Below are 20,222 nucleotides of genomic sequence, written 5' to 3' on the forward strand. Positions count from 1 at the left end.
GCGGCGTGCGTGCGCCGCGCCGGGCGTATCAGACGGCGAACAGCAGGTATTCGCGCTCCCACGAACTGATGACGCGCTTGAAGTTTTCATGCTCGGCCCGCTTGACCGCGACGTAGCCGGTGATGAAGTTCTTGCCCAGGTATTTCTCGATGGTGGCGCTCTTCTCCATGCGCTCCAGGGCGTCCTCGATGGTCAGCGGCAGGCGCAGGTTGCGGCGCTCGTAACCACGGCCCACCACCGGCGCGCTCGGGTTGATCCCTTCGATCATGCCGATGTAACCGCAGAGCAGGCTCGCGGCAATCGCCAGATACGGGTTGGCATCGGCACCCGGCAGGCGGTTTTCCACCCGACGGTTCTGCGGCCCGGCATCCGGAACGCGCAGGCCCACGGTGCGGTTTTCTTCGCCCCACTCCACGTTCACCGGTGCCGAGGTATCCGGCAGGAAGCGGCGGAACGAGTTGACGTTCGGGGCGAACAGCGGCAACAGCTCGGGAATCAGTTTCTGCAGGCCACCGATGTGGTGCAGGAACAGCTGGCTCATGGTGCCGTCGTCATTGGAGAAGATGTTTTTGCCGGTCTCGATGTCGATGATGCTCTGGTGCAGGTGCATCGCACTGCCCGGCTCGCCGGTCATCGGTTTGGCCATGAAGGTCGCGGCCACATCGTGCTTGAGCGCGGCTTCGCGCATGGTGCGTTTGAACACCAGGATCTGGTCGGCCAGGGACAGGGCATCACCGTGACGGAAGTTGATTTCCATCTGCGCGGTGCCGTCCTCGTGAATCAGCGTGTCGAGATCCAGTTCCTGCAGTTCGCACCAGTCGTAGACGTCTTCGAACAGCGGATCGAACTCGTTCGCCGCTTCGATGGAGAACGACTGACGACCGATTTCCGGACGCCCGGAACGGCCGACCGGCGGCTGCAACGGATAGTCGGGGTCGTCGCTGCGCTTGGTCAGGTAGAACTCCATTTCCGGCGCCACGATCGGCTGCCAGCCTTTGTCGGCATAAAGCTTCAGGACTTTCTTGAGCACGTTGCGCGGCGACAGCTCGATCGGGTTGCCTTGCTTGTCGTACGTGTCGTGGATCACCTGGGCGGTCGGCTCGATGGCCCACGGCACCAGATACACGGCGCTTTGATCGGGACGGCAGACCATGTCGATATCGGCCGGGTCGAGCAGTTCGTAATAGATGTCGTCTTCGACGTAGTCGCCAGTCACCGTCTGCAGCAGAACGCTCTCCGGCAGGCGCATGCCCTTTTCGGCGATGAACTTGTTGGTCGGCGAGATCTTGCCCCGGGTGATTCCGGTCAGGTCGCTGATCATGCATTCGACTTCTGTGATCTTGTGGTCTTTCAACCAATCGGTGAGCTGGTCGAGGTTGTTGCTCATAAATGCCTCTGGGCTGAGTCTCCTGACACGTGTCAGGCAGGTTTGACGCACGGGGCGTCGCGTTAAAGGGGGCTTGTTTGCGCGCAGTGCCGGCTTACGCCCGGCACCGCGCATGGACAATGAAGGAGGAGCTTACCTGCCCTTTACGCTGGCGTTGCATTTCCTGTGCACATCCAGAGTGTGCAGAATCACGGGCACGGCGACGGGCGCGGTGCCGGCCGGGAACCGGAAAGAGATCTATATTGAAAGGAGAAACACTGAAAGGGATGCCCATCCCCGCGTCCAGAATATCGGACGCCGGCGCCTGATCCGCCAAGGACAAAGAGATCACTGGCAGAATGCGGGCCTGGTTGCCGGCTGCGCTGCGAACGGACGTGTCGCCACTGATGTGATAAGCATGCAGACCGTACCGAACGGAGCAGTCGGTGACGCCGATTAACGGCAGGCGAGACATGAAGCACCCCGGTATTATTGCTGTTATGGGTTTGACCCGAGCTTAGCCTTGTTCATTTTTTTACACAACACCCCCGTAAAAAATACAACACGGCCTGCTCAAGCCTGCGGGTGGCACGTCTTTCGCGGATAAAAAAATGCCCCAAAGTGCCCCATAAATGCCCTTGCCGCGCTTTTTCAGGGCAGAAAAGGCCTCGCTTGACTTCGGCATGCCGTTCGGGTTGACTGAAACCAGAAAAGATCAATGATTGATATATTTAACAAAAAAGGTGTTGCATCATGTCGGTACCCCCGCGTGCCGTTCAGCTTAACGAAGCGAACGCGTTCCTTAAGGAACATCCTGAGGTTCTGTACGTTGACCTTCTGATTGCGGATATGAATGGTGTGGTGCGCGGCAAGCGCATCGAACGCACCAGCCTCCACAAGGTTTACGAGAAAGGCATCAACCTGCCGGCCTCCCTGTTTGCCCTGGACATCAACGGTTCGACGGTGGAAAGCACCGGCCTGGGCCTGGACATCGGCGACGCCGATCGAATCTGCTATCCGATCCCCGGCACCCTGAGCAACGAACCCTGGCAGAAGCGTCCGACCGCGCAGCTGCTGATGACCATGCACGAACTCGAAGGCGACCCTTTCTTCGCCGATCCGCGTGAAGTGCTCCGTCAAGTTGTTGCAAAGTTTGACGAGCTTGGCTTGACCATCTGCGCAGCCTTCGAGCTCGAGTTCTACCTGATCGATCAGGAAAACGTGAACGGTCGCCCTCAGCCGCCACGCTCGCCGATCTCCGGCAAACGCCCGCATTCGACCCAGGTGTACCTGATCGACGACCTCGACGAATACGTCGACTGCCTCCAGGACATTCTGGAAGGCGCGAAAGAGCAAGGCATCCCCGCCGACGCCATCGTCAAGGAAAGCGCCCCGGCGCAGTTCGAAGTGAACCTGCACCACGTCGCCGACCCGATCAAGGCCTGCGACTACGCGGTATTGCTCAAGCGTCTGATCAAGAACATCGCCTACGACCATGAAATGGACACCACCTTCATGGCCAAGCCGTACCCCGGCCAGGCAGGCAATGGTCTGCATGTGCATATTTCGGTTCTCGACAAGGCCGGCAAAAACATTTTTGCCAGCGAGGATCCCGAGCAGAACGCCGCGCTGCGTCACGCGATCGGCGGTGTGCTCGAGACCCTGCCCGCGCAGATGGCTTTCCTCTGCCCGAACGTCAACTCTTACCGCCGTTTCGGCGCGCAGTTCTACGTGCCGAATTCGCCGAGCTGGGGCCTGGACAACCGCACCGTGGCCCTGCGCGTACCGACCGGCTCCGCCGACGCGGTCCGCCTGGAACACCGCGTTGCCGGCGCCGACGCCAACCCGTATCTGCTGATGGCTTCGGTGCTGGCGGGCGTGCATCACGGCCTGACCAACAAGATCGAGCCACCGGCCCCGACCGAAGGCAACAGCTACGAGCAAAACGAGCAGAGCCTGCCGAACAACCTGCGCGATGCCCTGCGCGAGCTGGACGACAGCGAAGTCATGGCGAAGTACATCGATCCGAAATACATCGACATCTTCGTCGCCTGCAAGGAAAGCGAGCTGGAGGAGTTCGAACACTCCATCTCCGACCTTGAGTACAACTGGTACCTGCACACCGTTTAAGCGGATTGCAGCAAATGAAAACGCCGTTGGCTGCTCAGCCCGCGGCGTTTTTTTATTGGCCTCTGTGGCAGAGATTCAAGCTCTGCGTACAATGCCCGCTGCCCTGCAGGAGACATTCATGACGCGTCCCGCCCCCGTCCGTAAACCCCGTGCCCGCAGTCAGGCGCGGATCGACTCGATACTCGACGCCGCGCGTACGCTGCTGGCCGCCGAGGGCGTGGCGAGCCTGTCGATCTACAGCGTCGCCGAGCGCGCGCAGATCCCGCCCTCCTCGGTCTACCATTTCTTCGCCAGCGTCCCGGCGTTGCTCGAAGGTCTGACGGCGGATGTTCACGCGGCTTTTCGCGCCTGCCTGCAGGCACCGATCGATCACGACGCCCTGCGCGACTGGCGCGACCTGTCACGACTGGTCGAACAACGGATGCTGGAGATCTACGACGAAGACGCCGCCGCCCGCCAGTTGATCCTGGCGCAGCACGGCCTGACCGAAGTCACCCAGGCCGACCGCCAGCATGACCTCGAACTCGGCGACTTGATGCACAAGTTGTTCGACCATCACTTCGAACTGCCGAAGCTGCCGGATGACGTGCATGTGTTCGCGCTGGCGATGGAACTGGGCGACCGCGTCTACGCCCGCTCGGTGCAGCAGCATGGGCAGATCACCCCGCGCATGGCCGAGGAAGGAATGCGGGTGTTCGATGCCTACATCGGGCTGTATCTGCCGCCCTATCTGCCCAAGCGAATTCTCTAGCGCATTCGCCGGCCTCATCGCGAGCAAGCTCGCTCCCACAGGTTCAGTGCCTCTCACAGATTCTGCGAGCACCACAAATCACTGTGGGAGCGAGCTTGCTCGCGAAGGCCGCACCGCCGATTTCCGGTCAGGCACAAAAAACCCCGAAGGGCTCACACCCTCCGGGGTTGTTTTTTACTCACAGGCTTACAACTTGGCGATGGACACCTCGGTGGATTTCACGAAGGCGATCACTTCGCTGCCGACCTCCAGTTCCAGCTCCTTGACCGAACGGGTGGTGATGACCGACGTGACGATGCCGGAGGCGGTCTGCACGTCGATTTCCGACAGCACGTCGCCGAGAACGATCTCCTTGATCGAGCCCTTGAACTGGTTGCGTACGTTGATGGCTTTGATAGTCATGGCATTGATTCCTGTCGTTTGCTTGAGTTATTGAGCCCAGCGCAGTTGCGTAGGCAAGGGTGAAACAGGTTCCGGCGCCGGCGGCTCGCCGGGCAGGGACAACACACGGTTGAGCACTTCGGTTTCCAGCGCGGCCAGCCGATGGGAGCCACGCACCCGAGGGCGCGGCAGTTCGACCTGCAGATCGAGACCGACTTCACCGTCCTCGATCAGAATCACCCGGTCGGCAATCGCCACCGCCTCGCTGACGTCATGGGTCACCAGCAATACGGTGAAACCGTGCTGCTGCCAGAGACGCTCGATCAGTTGCTGCATCTCGATGCGGGTCAGGGCATCCAGCGCACCCAGCGGCTCGTCGAGCAACAGCAGGCGCGGCTGATGAATCAGGGCCCGGGCCAGCGCCACACGCTGCTTCTGCCCGCCGGACAACGCCGCCGGCCACTCATTGGCACGATCGGCCAGGCCCACCGCTTCCAGCGCCTCCAATGCCTGCGGGCGCCAATTGCCTTTCAGGCCGGGCCCGACGTTGTCGATGATCTTTTTCCACGGCAGCAGCCGCGCCTCCTGGAACATCAGCCGGGTATCTTCCCGGGCATCGCCGAGCGGCGCGGCACCTGCCAGCAGATCGCCGCCGGTGGGCTGGTCGAGGCCGGCGAGCAAACGTAGCAAGGTGCTCTTGCCGCATCCGCTGCGCCCGACCACAGCAACGAACTGCCCCGCCGGAATGTGCAGGTCGATATCACGCAGCACCTGCCGCGCGCCGAAGGTCTTTTGCAGGTTGCGCACCACCAGCGGAATCCCGCGCAGCAGGCGCGGAGGTTGTTGAGCGGTCATGCCGCACCTCCTTTCGCCGCTTGATAGGCCGGATGCCAGCGCAACCACACGCGCTCAAGTCCCCGGGCCGCAAGATCGGCCAGTTTGCCGAGCACCGCGTAAAGCAGAATCGCCAGCACCACCACGTCGGTCTGCAAAAACTCCCGGGCGTTCATCGCCAGGTAACCGATGCCTGAGCTGGCAGAGATGGTTTCCGCCACGATCAGCGTCAGCCACATGAAACCCAGGGCAAAGCGCACGCCGACCAGAATCGAAGGCAACGCACCCGGCAGAATCACCTGCCAGAACAGGCTGAAACCGGACAGGCCATAACTGCGCGCCATTTCCACCAGCGCGGGATCGACGTTGCGGATGCCGTGATAAGTGTTGAGGTAGATCGGGAACAACGTGCCCAGCGCCACGAGGAAAATCTTCGCCGACTCATCAATGCCGAACCACAGGATCACCAGCGGGATCAGCGCCAGGTGCGGCACGTTGCGGATCATCTGCACCGAACTGTCGAGCAGACGCTCGCCCCACTTCGACAGCCCGGTGATGAACCCCAGCGTCAGGCCGATGCTGCCGCCGATGGTGAAACCCAGCGCGGCGCGCCAGCCGCTGATTGCCAGGTGCGTCCAGATTTCGCCGCTGCGCACCAGGCTCACGCCGGCCTCGATCACGGCCACCGGTGCCGGCAGAATCCGCGTCGACAGCCAACTCGCCGACACCGACAACTGCCACACCGCCAGCAGCAACACCGGCAACGCCCAGGGCGCGAGGCTGTGGATAAATTTATTCATGGCGGCGCCTCAGCTCTGCGACGCGGCTTTGGGAAGAATGTCGTTGGCCACCATCTCGCCAAACGGACTGACATAACCGGCGCTTTTCGGCAGTTCCGGGCGTTCGACGTCGAGGTGCGGGAACAGCAGCTCGGCCACCCGATACGACTCTTCGAGGTGTGGATAACCGGAGAATATGAAGGTATCGATGCCGAGCGCCGCGTACTCCTTCACCCGTGCCGCCACGGTCGGGCCGTCGCCCACCAGTGCCGTCCCGGCACCGCCGCGCACCAGACCGACGCCGGCCCACAGGTTGGGGCTGACTTCGAGGTTGTCGCGACTGCCTCCGTGCAGCGCGGCCATGCGCTGTTGACCGACCGAGTCGAAGCGCGCCAGCGAAGCCTGGGCACGTTTGATGGTGTCATCGTCCAGATGCGAAATCAGACGATCCGCCGCCTGCCAGGCTTCGGCGTTGGTTTCCCGTACGATCACATGCAGGCGGATGCCGAAGCGCACGGTGCGACCCAGCCTGGCGGCCTTGGCGCGAACCTGTTCGATCTTCTCGGCCACAGCCGCTGGCGGCTCGCCCCAGGTCAGGACCATTTCCACTTGTTCCGCTGCCAGATCCTGCGCGGCTTCCGAAGAGCCGCCGAAGTACAGCGGCGGACGCGGCTGCTGAAGCGGTGGATAGAGCAATTTGGCGCCCTTCACGCTGATGTGCTCGCCGTCGTAATCCACGGTTTCGCCTTCCAGCACACGGCGCCAGATCCGGGTGAATTCCACCGAAGCCTGATAACGCGCTTCGTGATCGAGGAACAGACCGTCGCCGGCCAGCTCTTCCGGATCGCCGCCGGTCACCAGGTTGAACAGCGCACGACCACCGGACAGACGATCCAGAGTCGCCGCCTGACGCGCCGCCACCGTCGGGGAAATGATCCCGGGGCGCAAGGCGACAAGGAACTTCAGACGTTGAGTGACCGGGATCAACGAGGCCGCCACCAGCCACGAGTCCTCGCAGGAACGGCCGGTGGGAATCAGCACGCCGCCGAAGCCCAGACGATCCGCCGCTTGCGCGACCTGTTGCAGATAGCCGTGGTCGACGGCGCGGGCGCCTTCGGCGGTGCCAAGGTAATGGCCGTCGCCGTGGGTAGGCAGGAACCAGAAGATGTTGAGGCTCATGGAGTGGTCTCCTTGGGGATTCGTTTTACTGGGCTTGGGTAACCGAGCTTTGGGCCACAGCGGCCGGTGGGGTCCAGATCACATCCTTGATGCTCAACGGCTTGGGAATCAGCTTGAGCTGGTAGAAGGTGTCGGCGATTTTCTGTTGCGCAGCGACCACTTCCGGGGTGAGGAACAACGCTCCATAGCCTTGGCGTTTCACCGAAGTCAGGGTGATGTCCGCCGGCAGACCGAGCAGTGGCGCGACCTGTTGGGTGACGTCTTGCGGGTTGGCTTTCGACCACTCACCGACGGCGCGCACTTCTTCCACCAGGGTCTTGATCACCTCGGGATGTTTCTGTGCGTAGGGTTTGGTCGCCAGGTAGAACTGATGGTTGTCGACGATGCCCTTGCCGTCACGCAGGGTGTGCGCTTGCAGTTGTTGCTCGGCGGCGGCCTGGTACGGGTCCCAGATGACCCAGGCGTCGACGCTGCCGCGCTCGAACGCGGCGCGGGCATCGGCCGGCGGCAGGAATACGGTTTGAATGTCAGTGTACTTGAGGCCGGCGTCTTCCAGCGCACGCACCAGCAGGTAGTGGACGTTGGAGCCTTTGTTCAAGGCGACTTTCTTGCCCTTGAGATCCGCCACCGACTTGATCGGTGAGTCTTTCGGCACAAGGATCGCCTCGCTGTTGGGCGCGGGCGGCTCGTAGGCCACGTAGAGCAGGTCGGCACCCGCCGCCTGAGCGAAGACCGGCGGCGTTTCGCCGGTGACGCCAAAGTCGATGGAACCGACGTTCAGGCCTTCCAGCAGTTGCGGGCCGCCGGGGAATTCAGTCCATTGAACGTCGACGCCTTGGGCGGCGAGGCGTTTTTCCAGCGTGCCCTTGGCCTTGAGCAGCACCAGCGTGCCGTATTTCTGATAACCGATCCGCAGCGTCTCGGCCTGTGCTTGAGTGATGGCGCCGAAGGACACAGCCGCAGCAAACAGAGCGACCAGACCACGACGCAAAAATACAGTGCGCATAGCGCTCTCCTTTTTGCTGTTGGGTTTTGGCTGCACCTGCTTGCCCGTTGGCGGGCGAGTAAGGCCAGTACCTCAAATCTTGATAGGGTTCAAATGCTCCAGCGAGCACTCAGCAAACGTTCGTTCAACAACCCCGGTTCCAGCGGCTTCGGCCGGCGGGCCATGGCACTGACAAACTGGTCCAGTGCCTCGTGCAACCGCTGCTCCAGAGCTGGCGCCAACTGCGCCGCAGCACTGCCTTCGCCATAGGCGATCTGACTGTCTTCGGCAAAAATCCCTTGCAGCATTTCCTGCGCCTTCAAGGCCGACAACACCGGTTTGAGCGCGTAATCGACCACCAGCATGTGGGCGATGCTGCCGCCGGTGGCCATCGGCAAAACGATCTTGTGACTCAAGGCACGTTCCGGCAGCAGATCCAGCAGGGTCTTCAGCGCGCCCGAGAACGACGCCTTGTAGACCGGCGTGGCGATCAGCAAGCCGTCGGCGTTTTCAATCTGTTGCAGCAGGTCGAGCACCTTCGGGCTGTTGAAGCGGGCATGGAGCAGGTCCTCGGCCGGGAAATCCCGTACCTGATAACTCACCACTTCCACCCCTTGCTGCTGCAACCAGCGTTGCGAGCGCTCCAGCAACACTCCGGAACGGGAGCGTTGACTGGGACTGCCACCGAGTGAGACGACCAGCATTCAGACGATTCCTTGCGCGTTACCGGCGATTCGCGGGTTGCGATCTCGCTTCAATGTCAGTGACCTTAACAGCTGATTCATATATCCATAAATCATATTTATTCATTTGGTTATTCTTTATTGAGATATGCATTTCACTTTCTTTCGGGCAAAAAAACAGGCCGTTAAAACGGCCTGAAACCCTGCATCGTGGTTTTTGCTGATCGCCCGCTGATTGATCGTTCCCACGTCGAGGCGTCGAACCGTCCGCGTGGGAACGATCCGGAGAAGGTTATTTGTTCGGCTGTGGTGTGAGGCGCAGGTACGGCTTCACCGCGCGATAACCCTTCGGAAAGCGCTGCTTGATTTCGTCTTCGTCCTTGAGCGACGGCACGATCACCACTTCGTCACCGTCCTGCCAGTTGGCCGGTGTGGCCACCTTGTAGTTGTCGGTGAGCTGCAGCGAATCAATCACCCGCAGGATTTCGTGGAAGTTGCGCCCGGTACTCGCCGGGTAGGTGATGGTCAGGCGGATCTTCTTGTTCGGATCGATCACGAACAGCGAGCGCACGGTCAGGGTGTCGCTGGCATTCGGATGGATCAGATCGTAGAGATCGGACACCTTGCGGTCGGCATCGGCCAGGATCGGGAAGTTGACGATCGTGTTCTGGGTTTCGTTGATGTCCTCGATCCACTTGTGGTGCGAATCCACCGGGTCGACCGACAGCGCGATGGCTTTAACGCCGCGTTTGCTGAACTCATCCTTGAGCTTGGCGGTGAAACCCAGCTCGGTGGTGCACACCGGAGTGAAGTCCGCCGGATGGGAAAACAGCACGCCCCAGCTGTTGCCGAGCCACTCGTGAAAACGAATCTTGCCGGCGCTGGAATCCTGTTCGAAATCGGGGGCGATATCGCCGAGTCTGAGGCTCATGGTGCTGCTCCTGATGAGTGGTTGGAGACCTCAACTGTAGCTCGGGATTCGCCATTCATAAAAAGAATAAATAACTAGATATCTAGATCATTTACGAATATTAAACTTCTGTTCACTGGACGCTCGCCGGCAACGCGCCGAACATCGGCCCCAAGGTTCGAGAAGGCCTTGAGTTGCTGTAAAGAGGGAAATGTCGGGAAAGGTCTACGGGGGTGGGCCGGACCCGAAACGCAAAAGCCCCGTCCGGCGCAATGCCGGACGGGGCTTTTTTACATCAACTGTTCGAGCGCGCTGTTACAGCAGCGGGATCGAGTAGCTGACGATCAGGCGGTTTTCATCCTGGTCGCGCTGACCCGGGATGTCGTTGCGCCAGGTAGCGTTCTTCCACATGAAGCCCAGGTTCTTGGCCGGACCTTCCGGAATCACGTAACCGATGGTCAGGTCGCGCTCCCACTCGGAAGCACCGTTGCCGTTCTCACGACGGTTGGAGCCCACAGTGTCGATGTCGCTACCACGCAGGTAGACCATACCGGCGGTCAGGCCTGGCAGGCCGACTTTGGCGAAGTCATAGGAGTAGCGGGCTTGCCAGGTTTTCTCGCCGGCACGACCGAACTTCTGGATCTGCATGTCGGTAATGGTGTAGTTCGACGAGCCGTCGCCCTGGTTCAGCCATGGGAAGTCGGAGCTGCCATTGGAAACCTGGTAGCCGCCACCGAAGGTGTGACCTTCAACGGTGTACAGGAAAAGGCCGCTGTACAGGTTGTTGTCGATAGGACCCTTGCCGCTGACGTTGCCGACATAGTTACCGTTGCCGAAGTAGGCAGAGTTGTTGCCGTTGGCGCCGTCGTCGGAGCTGTGGAAGTAACGGAAGTCAGACTTCAGCACGCCCGGGCCGATTGCCCAGTTGTGAACCAGACCCAGGAAATGTTGCTTGTAGAAGTCTTCCAGGTTGCCGTAGTAGTACTGGGCAGTCAGGTCCTTGGTGATCTTGTAGTCACCGCCGGCGTAGTAGAACTTGTTGCTGTTGGCGACACGTGCGTTGGCACCGCCAATGGACAGGTTCTCGTTGTTGCTGGAGTTACGACCTTTCACGGCTTCGATCTGACCGGCAACCAGAGACAGGTCCTTGATTTCGCCGGAAGTGATCTGGCCACCCTGCCAGGTCTGTGGCAACAGACGACCGTCGTTGGTCACGATGACCGGGTTCTTTGGCTGCAGGGTACCCAGCTTCAGTTCGGTCTGGGAGATCTTGGCCTTGGCGGTCAGGCCCAGGCTCGAGAAGTTGTCGACAGCTTCACCGTTGGACTTGCTCGGGAACACAGTGCCGCCGTAGGAAGTCGAGGTTGCACCGTTGGTACCGCCGCCCGAATCAAGACGGATCCCCAGCAGACCGATGGCATCCAGGCCGAAACCTACAGTGCCCTGGGTGTAACCGGAAGTGAAACGCAGGTCGAAGCCCTGGCCCCACTCTTCGTTCTTGCTCTGTACACCGGAAGCCGTTCTGGCAGCGCTGTCACGGTTGTCAGTGTTGATGTAGAAGTTACGCAGGCCCAGGGTGGCCTTGCTGTCTTCGATGAAACCGGCTGCGCCTGCCTGCTGCGCAATAACCCCTACCGCCACGGCCAGAGCCAGGGTGGACTTGTTCATGTATCGCTCCTCTCGTTTCTAATTCTTGTGTTCCTGGTCCGGGGTCTGACGCCCCTGGATCCTAAGATGCGCGATTAGCGCCAGACCGTGACTGACAAGTCAATCGCAACCTTGTGTGTCTACGACCAAGGTCTAATCGCAGTTATTCGGTCCTTGCAGGGTAGAGACTTCCAGATAAATCCAAAAAGAATTTATTGATTCTTTTTAATACCACCCAGGAATATAGCCAACAGTGACCATCCGTACCGGGATACAGCGTATCGGCGACTAAGCTCATTCCTAAATGGTATTTGTGAGCCTTTTTTTAGATCGTTTAGCTTTGGCGAAACCCCGATTCGTCAAACCCTATCGAAAAGGCGACGCCATCATGGCCAAACGCGCACTATCTAGTCAATTTGTTACAGTTTGTGTGTCGGCGCTGATTTCTTTTTCTGTCCATGCTTCCAGTCTCACCGTCGGCTACCAGACCGGCATCGATCCAAGCAAAGTCCCCCAGGCCGACGGCGTTTACGAGAAGACCATAGGCGAAAAAATCGATTGGCGCCGCTTCAACAGCGGTCCGGAAGTAGTGACAGCCATCGCCTCCGGTGACGTCCAGATCGGCAACCTCGGCTCCAGCCCGCTGGCCGCCGCCGCTTCACGCCATCTGCCGATCGTCGCATTTATCGTTTCGGCGCAGATCAATGCCGCCGAGTCACTGGTGGTGCGCAATGGCAGTGGCATCGACAAACCGGAAGATCTGGTGGGCAAGACCATCGCCACACCCTTCGTTTCCACCTCCCACTACAGCCTGCTCGGCGCACTCAAGCACTGGGGCCTGGATGCCTCGAAAGTCAAAGTGGTGAACCTGCAACCTGCAGAAATAGCGGCGGCCTGGAAACGTGGCGACATCGATGGCGCCTTCGTCTGGTCGCCGGCGCTGGGTGAAATCCGCAAGACCGGCAAGACCCTGACCGATGCCGCGCAGGTCGGCCAGTGGGGTGCTCCAACCTTCGAAGTCTGGGTTGCGCGCAAGGATTTCGCCGAGAAGCATCCGGAGATCGTGGCCAAATTCGCCAAGGTGACCCTGGACTCGTTCGCCGACTACGCCGCTCATAAAGACGGCTGGACGGCCGATTCGGAGCCAGTGCAGAAAATCGCCAAACTGACCGGTGCCAACGCCGCCGACGTCCCGGAATTGCTCGCAGGTTCGGCGTTCCCCGATGCCAAAACACAACGGACCGCAGCACTACTGGACGGCGGCACGGCGAAGGCGATTGGCGAGACGGCGAAATTTTTGAAGGAACAAGGCAAGGTCGAGACGGTGTTGCCGGACTATTCGCCGTACGTCAGCGCCAAGTTCATCACCGATTGAACCTGTGGTGAGGGAGCTGGTTCCCGCTGGAGGCCAAAGGACTCCCCATTTCTGCGATCGCAGGTTTTGGGGCCGCTTCGCAGCCCAACGGGAGCAAGCTCCCTCACCACAATGTTTGGCAGGCCCCTTTATCAGAGGGACTTTTCGAAGATCTTCGAATTGCGCTGATAGTTATAGAGAGAAGCCCGGGCCGCCGGCAGGCGCTCGACGCTGCTCGGTTCGAAGCCGCGCTCACGGAACCAGTGAGCGGTGCGGGTGGTGAGAACGAACAGCGTCTTCAGGCCCTGCGCCCGGGCACGGGTCTCGATGCGCTCCAGCAGTTCATCGCCACGTCCGCCATGGCGATACTCGGGATTCACCGCCAGGCACGCCAGTTCACCGGCATCGGAATCGGCAATCTGATACAGCGCTGCGCACGCGATGATCATCCCTTCGCGCTCGACCACGCTGAACTGCTCAATCTCACGCTCCAGCACTTCACGGGAGCGGCGTACCAGAATCCCCTGCTCTTCCAGCGGACTGATCAGGTCGAGCAGACCGCCGACGTCTTCAATCGCCGCCTCGCGCACCAGTTCGAATTGCTCCTGGGCCACCAGCGTACCGCCACCGTCGCGGGTGAACAGTTCGGTCAGCAGTGCGCCGTCTTCGGCATAACTGACGATATGGCTGCGCGCCACGCCGCCACGGCAGGCTTCGGCGGCGGCATCCAGCAGTTCCGCCTGATAGTTGCTGCCCAGACGCTGCAAATGCGCCGGCACTTGTTGCGGGCGCAGTTCGCGCACCAGTTTGCCGTTTTCGTCGATCAGGCCGAGGTCAGCGCCAAACAGCAGCAGTTTGTCGGCTCCCAGATCGATGGCGGCGCGGGTGGCGACGTCTTCGCAGGCCAGGTTGAAGATCTCACCGGTCGGCGAATAACCCAGCGGCGACAGCAATACGATGGAGCGCTCGTCGAGCAGACGGTTGATGCCCTTGCGGTCGACCCGGCGCACTTCGCCGGTGTGGTGATAGTCGACACCTTCCAGCACGCCGATCGGCCGCGCGGTCACGAGGTTGCCGCTGGCCACCCGCAGGCGCGAGCCCTGCATCGGCGACGAGGCCATGTCCATCGACAGCCGCGCTTCGATGGCGATGCGCAACTGGCCGACCGCATCGATCACACACTCCAGCGTGGCTGCATCGGTGATGCGCATGCCGTGGTGGTAATGCGGGGTCAGGCCGCGCGCGGCGAGACGGGTTTCGATCTGCGGACGGGAACCGTGAACCAGCACCAGCCGCACGCCGAGGCTGTGCAGCAGCACGATGTCATGGACGATGTTGCCGAAATTCGGATGCTCCACGCCGTCGCCGGGCAGCATGACGACGAAGGTGCAGTCGCGGTGGGCATTGATATAAGGAGACGCGTGACGAAGCCAATTGACATATTCGGGCATGAACCTGGGCCTGTAATAAATAGCAGCCGGAAAAGGGGCGAAACGGAAAACGCACAGCGGGCTGATGGTTATCGTCGGAACAGGCTTGGCGACACGCGCGCTCTCCTCATGAATACGGGTTGGCAGGACGGCAATTTATACAGCTTTGAGACAGTAATGTTCGATCAACTGCCGCAATAGATGCACGGTAGGCTGCAAACGTGACATTTCAAGGTACTCGTCCGGCTGATGGGCACAGGCGATGTCGCCGGGGCCGAGTACGATGGTTTCGCAACCAAGGCGCTGAAGATAAGGCGCTTCGGTGCCGAACGCTACCGCTTCGGCCGAGTGGCCGGTGAGTTTTTCGGCCATTCGCACCAGTTCGGCGTCCTCGGACTGCTCGAACGGCGGCACTTCAGGGAATAACGGCGCGTAATCGATCTTCACCCGATGCCGTTCGGCGACCGGATTGAGCTTGCGCAGGATCTCGGCCCGCAGCACTTTCGGGTCCATGCCAGGCAGCGGTCGCAGATCGAACTCCAGCGAACACTGGCCGCAGATGCGGTTGGGATTGTCGCCACCATGGATGCAGCCGAAGTTCAGGGTCGGCTGCGGCACGCTGAACTGCGGGTTGTTGAATTCCCGCTGCCACAAAAGGCGCAGGCCGCGCAGCTCGCCGATGGCATCGTGCATGGCTTCGAGGGCGCTGTGCCCCAGGCGCGGATCCGACGAATGGCCGCTCTGCCCGAGGATATCGATGCGCTCCATCATGATGCCTTTGTGCATGCGGATCGGCTTGAGCCCGGTCGGTTCGCCGATCACCGCCGCCCGCCCCAGCGGCTGCCCCGCTTCGGCCAGCGCCCGGGCGCCGGACATCGAACTTTCTTCATCGCAGGTGGCGAGAATCAGCAACGGCTGTTTGAACGGCTGGTCGAGCAACGGCTGCACGGCTTCGATGATCAGGGCGAAGAAGCCTTTCATGTCGCAACTGCCGAGGCCGACCCAGCGACCGTCGACTTCGGTGAGTTTCAGCGGGTCGGTTTTCCACAGCGCGTCGTCGTAAGGCACCGTGTCGCTGTGCCCGGCCAGCACCAGCCCGCCGGGACCGCTGCCAAAGCTGGCGAGCAGGTTGAACTTGCCGGGGCTGACCTGCCGGATATCGCAGCCAAAGCCCAGGTCGCCGAGCCATCCGGCGAGCAGATCGATCACCGGCCGGTTGGATTGATCCAGATTCGGTTGGGTGCAACTGACCGACGGCACGGCGATCAGTGCAGCGAACTGGTCCTGCATGGATGGCAAAGGCATCGCTGACTCCAACTCCCGGATTGAAGTCCATCATAGAACCATCCGGCGACAGGAATAAACCGCCACAAGGCGTAGGAAGGTTCAGTCCTGTACACTGCACGGCCTTGGCAGCCACACATTCACCGGCTGCGCTCCCGATCCTGGATTTTCCGGCCATGCAGAAAGAAACCGAAATCAAACTCCGCGTCAGCCGCGAAACCCTCGCCGCCCTGCGCGAGCACCCTCTCCTGAAAAAACGCAACAAAAGTGGCTGGGAACGCCGTGAGTTGATGAATCAGTACTTCGACACGCCCGAGCGTGACCTGGCCCGGGCCAAAGTCGCCCTGCGCCTGCGCAAGGACGGCGAAGAAGTGATCCAGACCCTCAAGACCCGCGGCCAGAGCGTTGCCGGTCTGTCCGAGCGTAACGAGTACGACTGGCACCTGCCCAAAGCCAAACTCGATGTGAAGAAACTCGACGGCGAATGCTGGCCCGAGTCCCTTGCCGACCTGGACAAGAAAACCCTGAAACCCATCTTCACCACCGATTTCGTCCGCGAGCGTGCCGAAATCGCCTGGGGTCGCGGCAAGACCAAAGTGGTCATCGAAGCCGCGCTGGACCTGGGCCATGTGGTGGTCGGCAAACAGAAAGAAGAAATCTGCGAGCTGGAACTGGAACTGCGCGAGGGCGAGCCTGCCGCGCTGCTGGAGCTGGCCGCCGAACTGGCCGAAACCCTGGCCCTGATGCCGTGCGATATCAGCAAGGCCGAGCGCGGCTATCGCCTGTACGACGCCAACAGCTATTCGCTGAGCCTGCCGGCGCCGGCCATCACCGCCGAAACCCCGCTGGACGACGCTTTCGCCGCCCTGAGCTGGCACTTGCTCGGCAGCAGCCAGCGTCTGGCCGAACAGTATCGTTTCAACGGCCACTGGCGCCTGCTGCAGGACTGGGTCGAGAACCTCGCGGAAATGCGCGCCCTGCTCAGCAGCCTCGGCCAGGCCGCACCGCGTCAGTCGACCCACGATCTGCGTGTGGCACTGGATGCCTTGCTGGAAGACTGGCGTCCGCTGGTACAGGTCGGTCTTGAAGACGAAGACGTGCGCAAAGCCGCACCGGAGCAATTTCTCGAAGAACTGGAAGACCCGCGCTGGGGCCTGTTCTCGCTGAATGCTTCGCGCTGGTTGCTGGCCCGCACCTGGGCTGCCGACCGCAACACCCGTGGCAATCGCCAAGGTGCCGCGCAGTTGCAAAGCTGGCTGCCGCGCCTGCTGGGCGAAGAAGCCACTTCACTGCAATTGCAGCGCTATCAGCAGCAACCGGAAGATCTGGCCGAGCAACTGCCGCGCATCGAACGCATCCAGGTCTGGCTGCACCACGCGCGCAACGTGCTGGAGATCCCGGAAATGGACCGGCTGTACGGCGAGCTGAACAAACTGGCGCAACTGGCCAACGAGCCGACCATCACCGATGAACTGCTCGATGCGCGCAAGCATCAGGCGATTGCGGTTTATCAGAATCGTGCCTGGAAAACGCTGCTGCGCCTGTAATCCCCGACAACAGAAACTGTGGCGAGGGAGCTTGCTCCCGCTGGAGGCCGAAGGACTCCCAATTCCGGCAAGCACCGGTTGGGGACTGCTTCGCAGCCCAACGGGAGCAAGCTCCCTCGCCACAAAGGGATTCAGCGCAATACCGGCAAACTCGTCGTCGACTTGATCTCCGACAACGCCACAATCGAGTTCACTTCCTGGATTCCCGGCACCAGCGACAGCTTCTCGAAGAAGAACCGCTCATACGCCTCGATGTCCGCCGCGACGATGCGCAACATGAAATCCACCGCTCCCATCAGCACATAACACTCCAGCACTTCGGGAAAGCCGCGAATCGCCTCGGTGAATTCGGTGAAGTTCGAACGGCCGTGGGCGTTGAGTTTGATTTCGGCGAAGATCTGCGTGTTCAGGCCGATTTTCTTGCGATCGAGCAAGGTCACCTGGCCGCGAATGATCCCCTCCTCCTTCATCCGTTGTATCCGTCGCCAGCACGGCGACTGCGACAGGCCCACCTGCTCGGCGATCTGTGCGCTGGACAGGGAAGCGTCCTCTTGCAGCAGAGCGAGAATACGTCGGTCGTAGCTGTCCAGCTCGCTTTGCATAAATAAACCTCAAAACTGGTACATGGTGAATTGGCTATTCATCGCAGCCGTAAGATCAGTTCATCTTAGACAAGAAATGTCCGGTCTCGAATGTAAAAATTTCTGCACTCATTCCGGAGACCTCCCATGCCACACCTTGAAGCCGTCAACACCCCGGCGCCCCGTCCCGATGTGTGGAACGTCAACAACACTCATTGCCTTGCGCAATACCAGATACTGGCCGAGGCGAGCCCGATCTGCTGGTGCGTGTGCTGAACCTGTTCGCCTTGCAGTTCCTCACGCCTGAGCAGGTCAATGTCCAGCGTCTGGACGACCTGCTGTCCATCGACATCATCATGGGTGGCCTGAGCTGGCATCGCGCCGGGGTGATCGCGGAAAAACTTCGTAACCTGATCAGTGTGTGTTCGGTGAATCTGCAAAACCCCGATGCGGCGTGGGGTGCGCCGACTCAGGCAGCCGGCTGAAAAAATCGGAAACGCCTTCGTCGGGTAGTGGCCCAACGGTCGGTGGGGCCACGACTATCCTTTGCGGACTGTCGTTCAAAAGGAGCCCGCATGTCCGTTCAACTCGCCACTCAGGACCGCTGGCTGGATCTCAATGATGTATTGCGTGAACTGGTCGCCCAGGGCTTCATCAGCCAGGACTCGGCCGAACACGCTCTGAACGCCCGTCGCCGGCAGGCGACCCTCGGTCAGATGCATCCGCTGGAGTTCATCGCCGGCCAGCAACTGGACGACCTCAGCCGTCCGGGCAAACACCTGGACCTCGAAAGCCTGACCCTGTGGCTGGCCCAGCAGGCCGGCCAGCCATACCTGCGGATCGATCCGCTGAAGATCAACGTCGCCGCCGTCACGCCGCTGATGTCCTACGCCTTCGCCCAGCGCCACAAGATTCTTGCGGTGTCGGTCGACCGCGATGCGGTGACCGTGGCCAGCGCCCAGCCTTATGTCACGAGCTGGGAAGCCGATCTGACCCACGTCCTGAAACTGCCGGTCAAACGGGTGGTGGCCAACCCGGCGGACATCCAGCGCTTCAGCGTCGAGTTCTTTCGCCTCGCCAAGTCGGTCAGCGGCGCCAGCAACACCGACCAGCCGGGCAGCAACCTCGGCAACTTCGAACAACTGCTCAACCTTGGCGCCAGCGATCAGGAGCCGGACGCCAACGACGCGCACATCGTCAACATCGTCGACTGGCTGTTCCAGTACGCCTTCCAGCAACGGGCCAGCGACATCCACATCGAGCCACGGCGCGAGCAAGGCACGGTGCGCTTTCGCATCGACGGCGTGTTGCACAACGTCTATCAGTTTCCGCCACAGGTGACGATGGCCATCGTCAGCCGCCTGAAGAGCCTCGGTCGGATGAACGTCGCCGAAAAGCGCAAACCCCAGGACGGGCGGGTCAAGACCAAGACGCCGGACGGCGGTGAAGTGGAACTGCGCCTGTCGACCCTGCCCACCGCCTTCGGCGAAAAAATGGTGATGCGGATCTTCGACCCGGAAGTGCTGCTCAAGGATTTCGACCAGCTCGGGTTTTCCGCCGACGACCTGCGCCGCTGGCAGGACATGACCCGCCAGCCCAACGGCATCATTCTGGTGACCGGCCCGACCGGTTCGGGCAAGACCACCACGCTGTACACGACCCTGAAAAAACTGGCGACCGCGGAGGTCAACCTCTGCACCATCGAGGACCCGATCGAGATGGTCGAGCCGGCCTTCAACCAGATGCAGGTCCAGCACAACATCGACCTGACTTTCGCCTCCGGCGTACGGGCACTGATGCGGCAGGACCCGGACATCATCATGATCGGCGAGATCCGTGACCTGGAAACCGCCGAAATGGCGATCCAGGCCGCATTGACCGGACACCTGGTGCTCTCGACCCTGCACACCAACGACGCGCCGAGCGCCATCAGCCGCCTGCTGGAACTCGGCGTGCCGCATTACCTGATCAAGGCCACGGTGCTCGGCGTCATGGCCCAGCGCCTGGTGCGCACGCTGTGTCCGCACTGCAAGGCGCCGCTGCCGGTCGCCGAAGAGGACTGGCAAACCCTGACCCGGCCATGGCAGGCACCGCTGCCGGGCAACGCACAACGGGCCATCGGTTGCCTGGAGTGCCGCGACACCGGTTATCACGGGCGCGCCGGCGTCTACGAAATCATGCAACTGACCGACAGCCTCAAGGCGTTGATCAGCCCGGATACCGATCTGACCGCGCTTCGGCGTCAGGCCTTCAAGGAAGGCATGCGCAGCCTGCGACTGTCCGGCGCGCAAAAAGTCGCGGCGGGGCTGACGACCATCGAGGAGGTGCTGCGGGTGACACCGCAGAGCGAGCAGAAGTAATCCGGCACGGAACCGGATCGA

At 61.1% G+C, this 20,222-nt stretch carries 18 protein-coding genes and 1 pseudogene; 7 read left to right on the forward strand and 12 right to left on the reverse strand.

What is annotated here, in order from left to right; all coding sequences use genetic code 11:
- Positions 1-28: 28 nt before the first annotated feature.
- Positions 29-1,387 (reverse strand): glutamine synthetase family protein, encoded by a 1,359-nt coding sequence (locus BBF94_RS15630; protein ID WP_065259893.1) that lies wholly within the window; start codon positions 1,385-1,387, stop codon positions 29-31.
- Between the two features lie 112 nt (positions 1,388-1,499).
- Between BBF94_RS15630 and BBF94_RS27640 the strand changes: the two genes are divergently transcribed.
- From BBF94_RS27640 to BBF94_RS15640, 3 genes are all read left to right on the forward strand, one after another.
- Positions 1,500-1,826 (forward strand): hypothetical protein, encoded by a 327-nt coding sequence (locus tag BBF94_RS27640; protein WP_141676589.1) that lies wholly within the window; start codon positions 1,500-1,502, stop codon positions 1,824-1,826.
- A 293-nt stretch (positions 1,827-2,119) separates the two neighbouring features.
- Entirely contained in the window at positions 2,120-3,496 is a 1,377-nt protein-coding gene (locus BBF94_RS15635; RefSeq protein WP_065259894.1) for a glutamine synthetase family protein, read from the forward strand.
- Between the two features lie 118 nt (positions 3,497-3,614).
- On the forward strand, positions 3,615-4,247 hold the full coding sequence (locus BBF94_RS15640; RefSeq protein ID WP_065259895.1) for a TetR/AcrR family transcriptional regulator: 633 nt from the start codon (positions 3,615-3,617) through the stop codon (positions 4,245-4,247).
- 186 nt (positions 4,248-4,433) lie between these two features.
- Here the strand turns inward: BBF94_RS15640 and BBF94_RS15645 are convergent, their stop codons facing one another.
- The 8 genes from BBF94_RS15645 to BBF94_RS15680 all read right to left on the reverse strand — a co-directional run bounded on the left by BBF94_RS15645 (position 4,434) and on the right by BBF94_RS15680 (position 11,666).
- Complete coding sequence (locus BBF94_RS15645; protein WP_065259896.1) at positions 4,434-4,649, reverse strand: TOBE domain-containing protein; 216 nt, start codon at positions 4,647-4,649, stop codon at positions 4,434-4,436.
- 27 nt (positions 4,650-4,676) lie between these two features.
- Positions 4,677-5,483: an aliphatic sulfonates ABC transporter ATP-binding protein gene (gene ssuB, locus BBF94_RS15650; RefSeq protein WP_065259897.1), complete on the reverse strand. Its 807-nt coding sequence runs from the start codon at positions 5,481-5,483 to the stop codon at positions 4,677-4,679.
- Positions 5,480-6,262 (reverse strand): aliphatic sulfonate ABC transporter permease SsuC, encoded by a 783-nt coding sequence (gene ssuC, locus BBF94_RS15655; RefSeq protein WP_065259898.1) that lies wholly within the window; start codon positions 6,260-6,262, stop codon positions 5,480-5,482. Before ssuC ends, ssuB begins: the two co-directional genes overlap by 4 nt.
- 9 nt (positions 6,263-6,271) lie before the next feature.
- Complete coding sequence (gene ssuD / locus BBF94_RS15660; RefSeq protein ID WP_065259899.1) at positions 6,272-7,420, reverse strand: FMNH2-dependent alkanesulfonate monooxygenase; 1,149 nt, start codon at positions 7,418-7,420, stop codon at positions 6,272-6,274.
- A 25-nt stretch (positions 7,421-7,445) separates the two neighbouring features.
- A complete protein-coding gene (locus BBF94_RS15665; RefSeq protein WP_065259900.1) occupies positions 7,446-8,426 on the reverse strand; it encodes a sulfonate ABC transporter substrate-binding protein in 981 nt (326 codons plus the stop codon).
- 89 nt (positions 8,427-8,515) lie between these two features.
- Positions 8,516-9,109, reverse strand: coding sequence for an NADPH-dependent FMN reductase (ssuE, locus tag BBF94_RS15670; RefSeq protein WP_065259901.1), 594 nt, complete (start codon positions 9,107-9,109; stop codon positions 8,516-8,518).
- Between the two features lie 271 nt (positions 9,110-9,380).
- Positions 9,381-10,019, reverse strand: a complete 639-nt coding sequence (locus tag BBF94_RS15675) for a peroxiredoxin (protein WP_065259902.1) — start codon at positions 10,017-10,019, stop codon at positions 9,381-9,383.
- A gap of 294 nt (positions 10,020-10,313) precedes the next feature.
- Positions 10,314-11,666, reverse strand: a complete 1,353-nt coding sequence (locus BBF94_RS15680; RefSeq protein ID WP_065259903.1) for an OprD family porin — start codon at positions 11,664-11,666, stop codon at positions 10,314-10,316.
- 364 nt (positions 11,667-12,030) lie between these two features.
- Between BBF94_RS15680 and tauA the strand changes: the two genes are divergently transcribed.
- On the forward strand, positions 12,031-13,020 hold the full coding sequence (gene tauA, locus BBF94_RS15685; protein WP_141676590.1) for a taurine ABC transporter substrate-binding protein: 990 nt from the start codon (positions 12,031-12,033) through the stop codon (positions 13,018-13,020).
- Between the two features lie 131 nt (positions 13,021-13,151).
- On the opposite strand, the gene argA is transcribed toward tauA, so the two are convergent.
- Together argA and argE are read right to left on the reverse strand one after the other, a co-directional pair.
- On the reverse strand, positions 13,152-14,450 hold the full coding sequence (argA, locus tag BBF94_RS15690; protein WP_007951778.1) for an amino-acid N-acetyltransferase: 1,299 nt from the start codon (positions 14,448-14,450) through the stop codon (positions 13,152-13,154).
- A gap of 135 nt (positions 14,451-14,585) precedes the next feature.
- Positions 14,586-15,734: an acetylornithine deacetylase gene (argE, locus tag BBF94_RS15695; protein ID WP_065259905.1), complete on the reverse strand. Its 1,149-nt coding sequence runs from the start codon at positions 15,732-15,734 to the stop codon at positions 14,586-14,588.
- Between the two features lie 155 nt (positions 15,735-15,889).
- On the opposite strand from argE, the gene BBF94_RS15700 reads away from it, so the two are divergent.
- Positions 15,890-17,260, forward strand: coding sequence for a CYTH domain-containing protein (locus BBF94_RS15700; protein ID WP_065259906.1), 1,371 nt, complete (start codon positions 15,890-15,892; stop codon positions 17,258-17,260).
- Positions 17,261-17,391: 131 nt separating this feature from the next.
- On the opposite strand, the gene BBF94_RS15705 is transcribed toward BBF94_RS15700, so the two are convergent.
- Positions 17,392-17,862, reverse strand: a complete 471-nt coding sequence (locus BBF94_RS15705; RefSeq protein WP_065259907.1) for an Lrp/AsnC family transcriptional regulator — start codon at positions 17,860-17,862, stop codon at positions 17,392-17,394.
- A gap of 126 nt (positions 17,863-17,988) precedes the next feature.
- Between BBF94_RS15705 and BBF94_RS15710 the strand changes: the two are divergent.
- Both BBF94_RS15710 and BBF94_RS15715 read left to right on the forward strand, forming a co-directional pair.
- A pseudogene (locus tag BBF94_RS15710) lies at positions 17,989-18,326 on the forward strand (hypothetical protein).
- A 90-nt stretch (positions 18,327-18,416) separates the two neighbouring features.
- Complete coding sequence (locus BBF94_RS15715) at positions 18,417-20,201, forward strand: GspE/PulE family protein (RefSeq protein WP_065259908.1); 1,785 nt, start codon at positions 18,417-18,419, stop codon at positions 20,199-20,201.
- The last annotated feature ends 21 nt before the right edge of the window (positions 20,202-20,222 follow it).

This window comes from Pseudomonas bananamidigenes (assembly GCF_001679645.1).
Lineage (GTDB): Bacteria > Pseudomonadota > Gammaproteobacteria > Pseudomonadales > Pseudomonadaceae > Aquipseudomonas > Aquipseudomonas bananamidigenes.

Coding starts and splice junctions, on each gene's coding strand:
- argA (WP_007951778.1), bottom strand. CDS start 14,450: ATGCCCGAATATGTCAATTGGCTTCGTCACGCGTCTCCTTATATCAAT.
- BBF94_RS15675 (WP_065259902.1), bottom strand. CDS start 10,019: ATGAGCCTCAGACTCGGCGATATCGCCCCCGATTTCGAACAGGATTCC.
- BBF94_RS15645 (WP_065259896.1), bottom strand. CDS start 4,649: ATGACTATCAAAGCCATCAACGTACGCAACCAGTTCAAGGGCTCGATC.
- BBF94_RS15665 (WP_065259900.1), bottom strand. CDS start 8,426: ATGCGCACTGTATTTTTGCGTCGTGGTCTGGTCGCTCTGTTTGCTGCG.
- BBF94_RS15640 (WP_065259895.1), top strand. CDS start 3,615: ATGACGCGTCCCGCCCCCGTCCGTAAACCCCGTGCCCGCAGTCAGGCG.
- BBF94_RS15715 (WP_065259908.1), top strand. CDS start 18,417: ATGTCCGTTCAACTCGCCACTCAGGACCGCTGGCTGGATCTCAATGAT.
- BBF94_RS15680 (WP_065259903.1), bottom strand. CDS start 11,666: ATGAACAAGTCCACCCTGGCTCTGGCCGTGGCGGTAGGGGTTATTGCG.
- BBF94_RS15635 (WP_065259894.1), top strand. CDS start 2,120: ATGTCGGTACCCCCGCGTGCCGTTCAGCTTAACGAAGCGAACGCGTTC.
- argE (WP_065259905.1), bottom strand. CDS start 15,734: ATGCCTTTGCCATCCATGCAGGACCAGTTCGCTGCACTGATCGCCGTG.
- BBF94_RS15630 (WP_065259893.1), bottom strand. CDS start 1,387: ATGAGCAACAACCTCGACCAGCTCACCGATTGGTTGAAAGACCACAAG.
- BBF94_RS15700 (WP_065259906.1), top strand. CDS start 15,890: ATGCAGAAAGAAACCGAAATCAAACTCCGCGTCAGCCGCGAAACCCTC.
- ssuD (WP_065259899.1), bottom strand. CDS start 7,420: ATGAGCCTCAACATCTTCTGGTTCCTGCCTACCCACGGCGACGGCCAT.
- ssuE (WP_065259901.1), bottom strand. CDS start 9,109: ATGCTGGTCGTCTCACTCGGTGGCAGTCCCAGTCAACGCTCCCGTTCC.
- BBF94_RS15705 (WP_065259907.1), bottom strand. CDS start 17,862: ATGCAAAGCGAGCTGGACAGCTACGACCGACGTATTCTCGCTCTGCTG.
- BBF94_RS27640 (WP_141676589.1), top strand. CDS start 1,500: ATGGACAATGAAGGAGGAGCTTACCTGCCCTTTACGCTGGCGTTGCAT.
- ssuC (WP_065259898.1), bottom strand. CDS start 6,262: ATGAATAAATTTATCCACAGCCTCGCGCCCTGGGCGTTGCCGGTGTTG.
- ssuB (WP_065259897.1), bottom strand. CDS start 5,483: ATGACCGCTCAACAACCTCCGCGCCTGCTGCGCGGGATTCCGCTGGTG.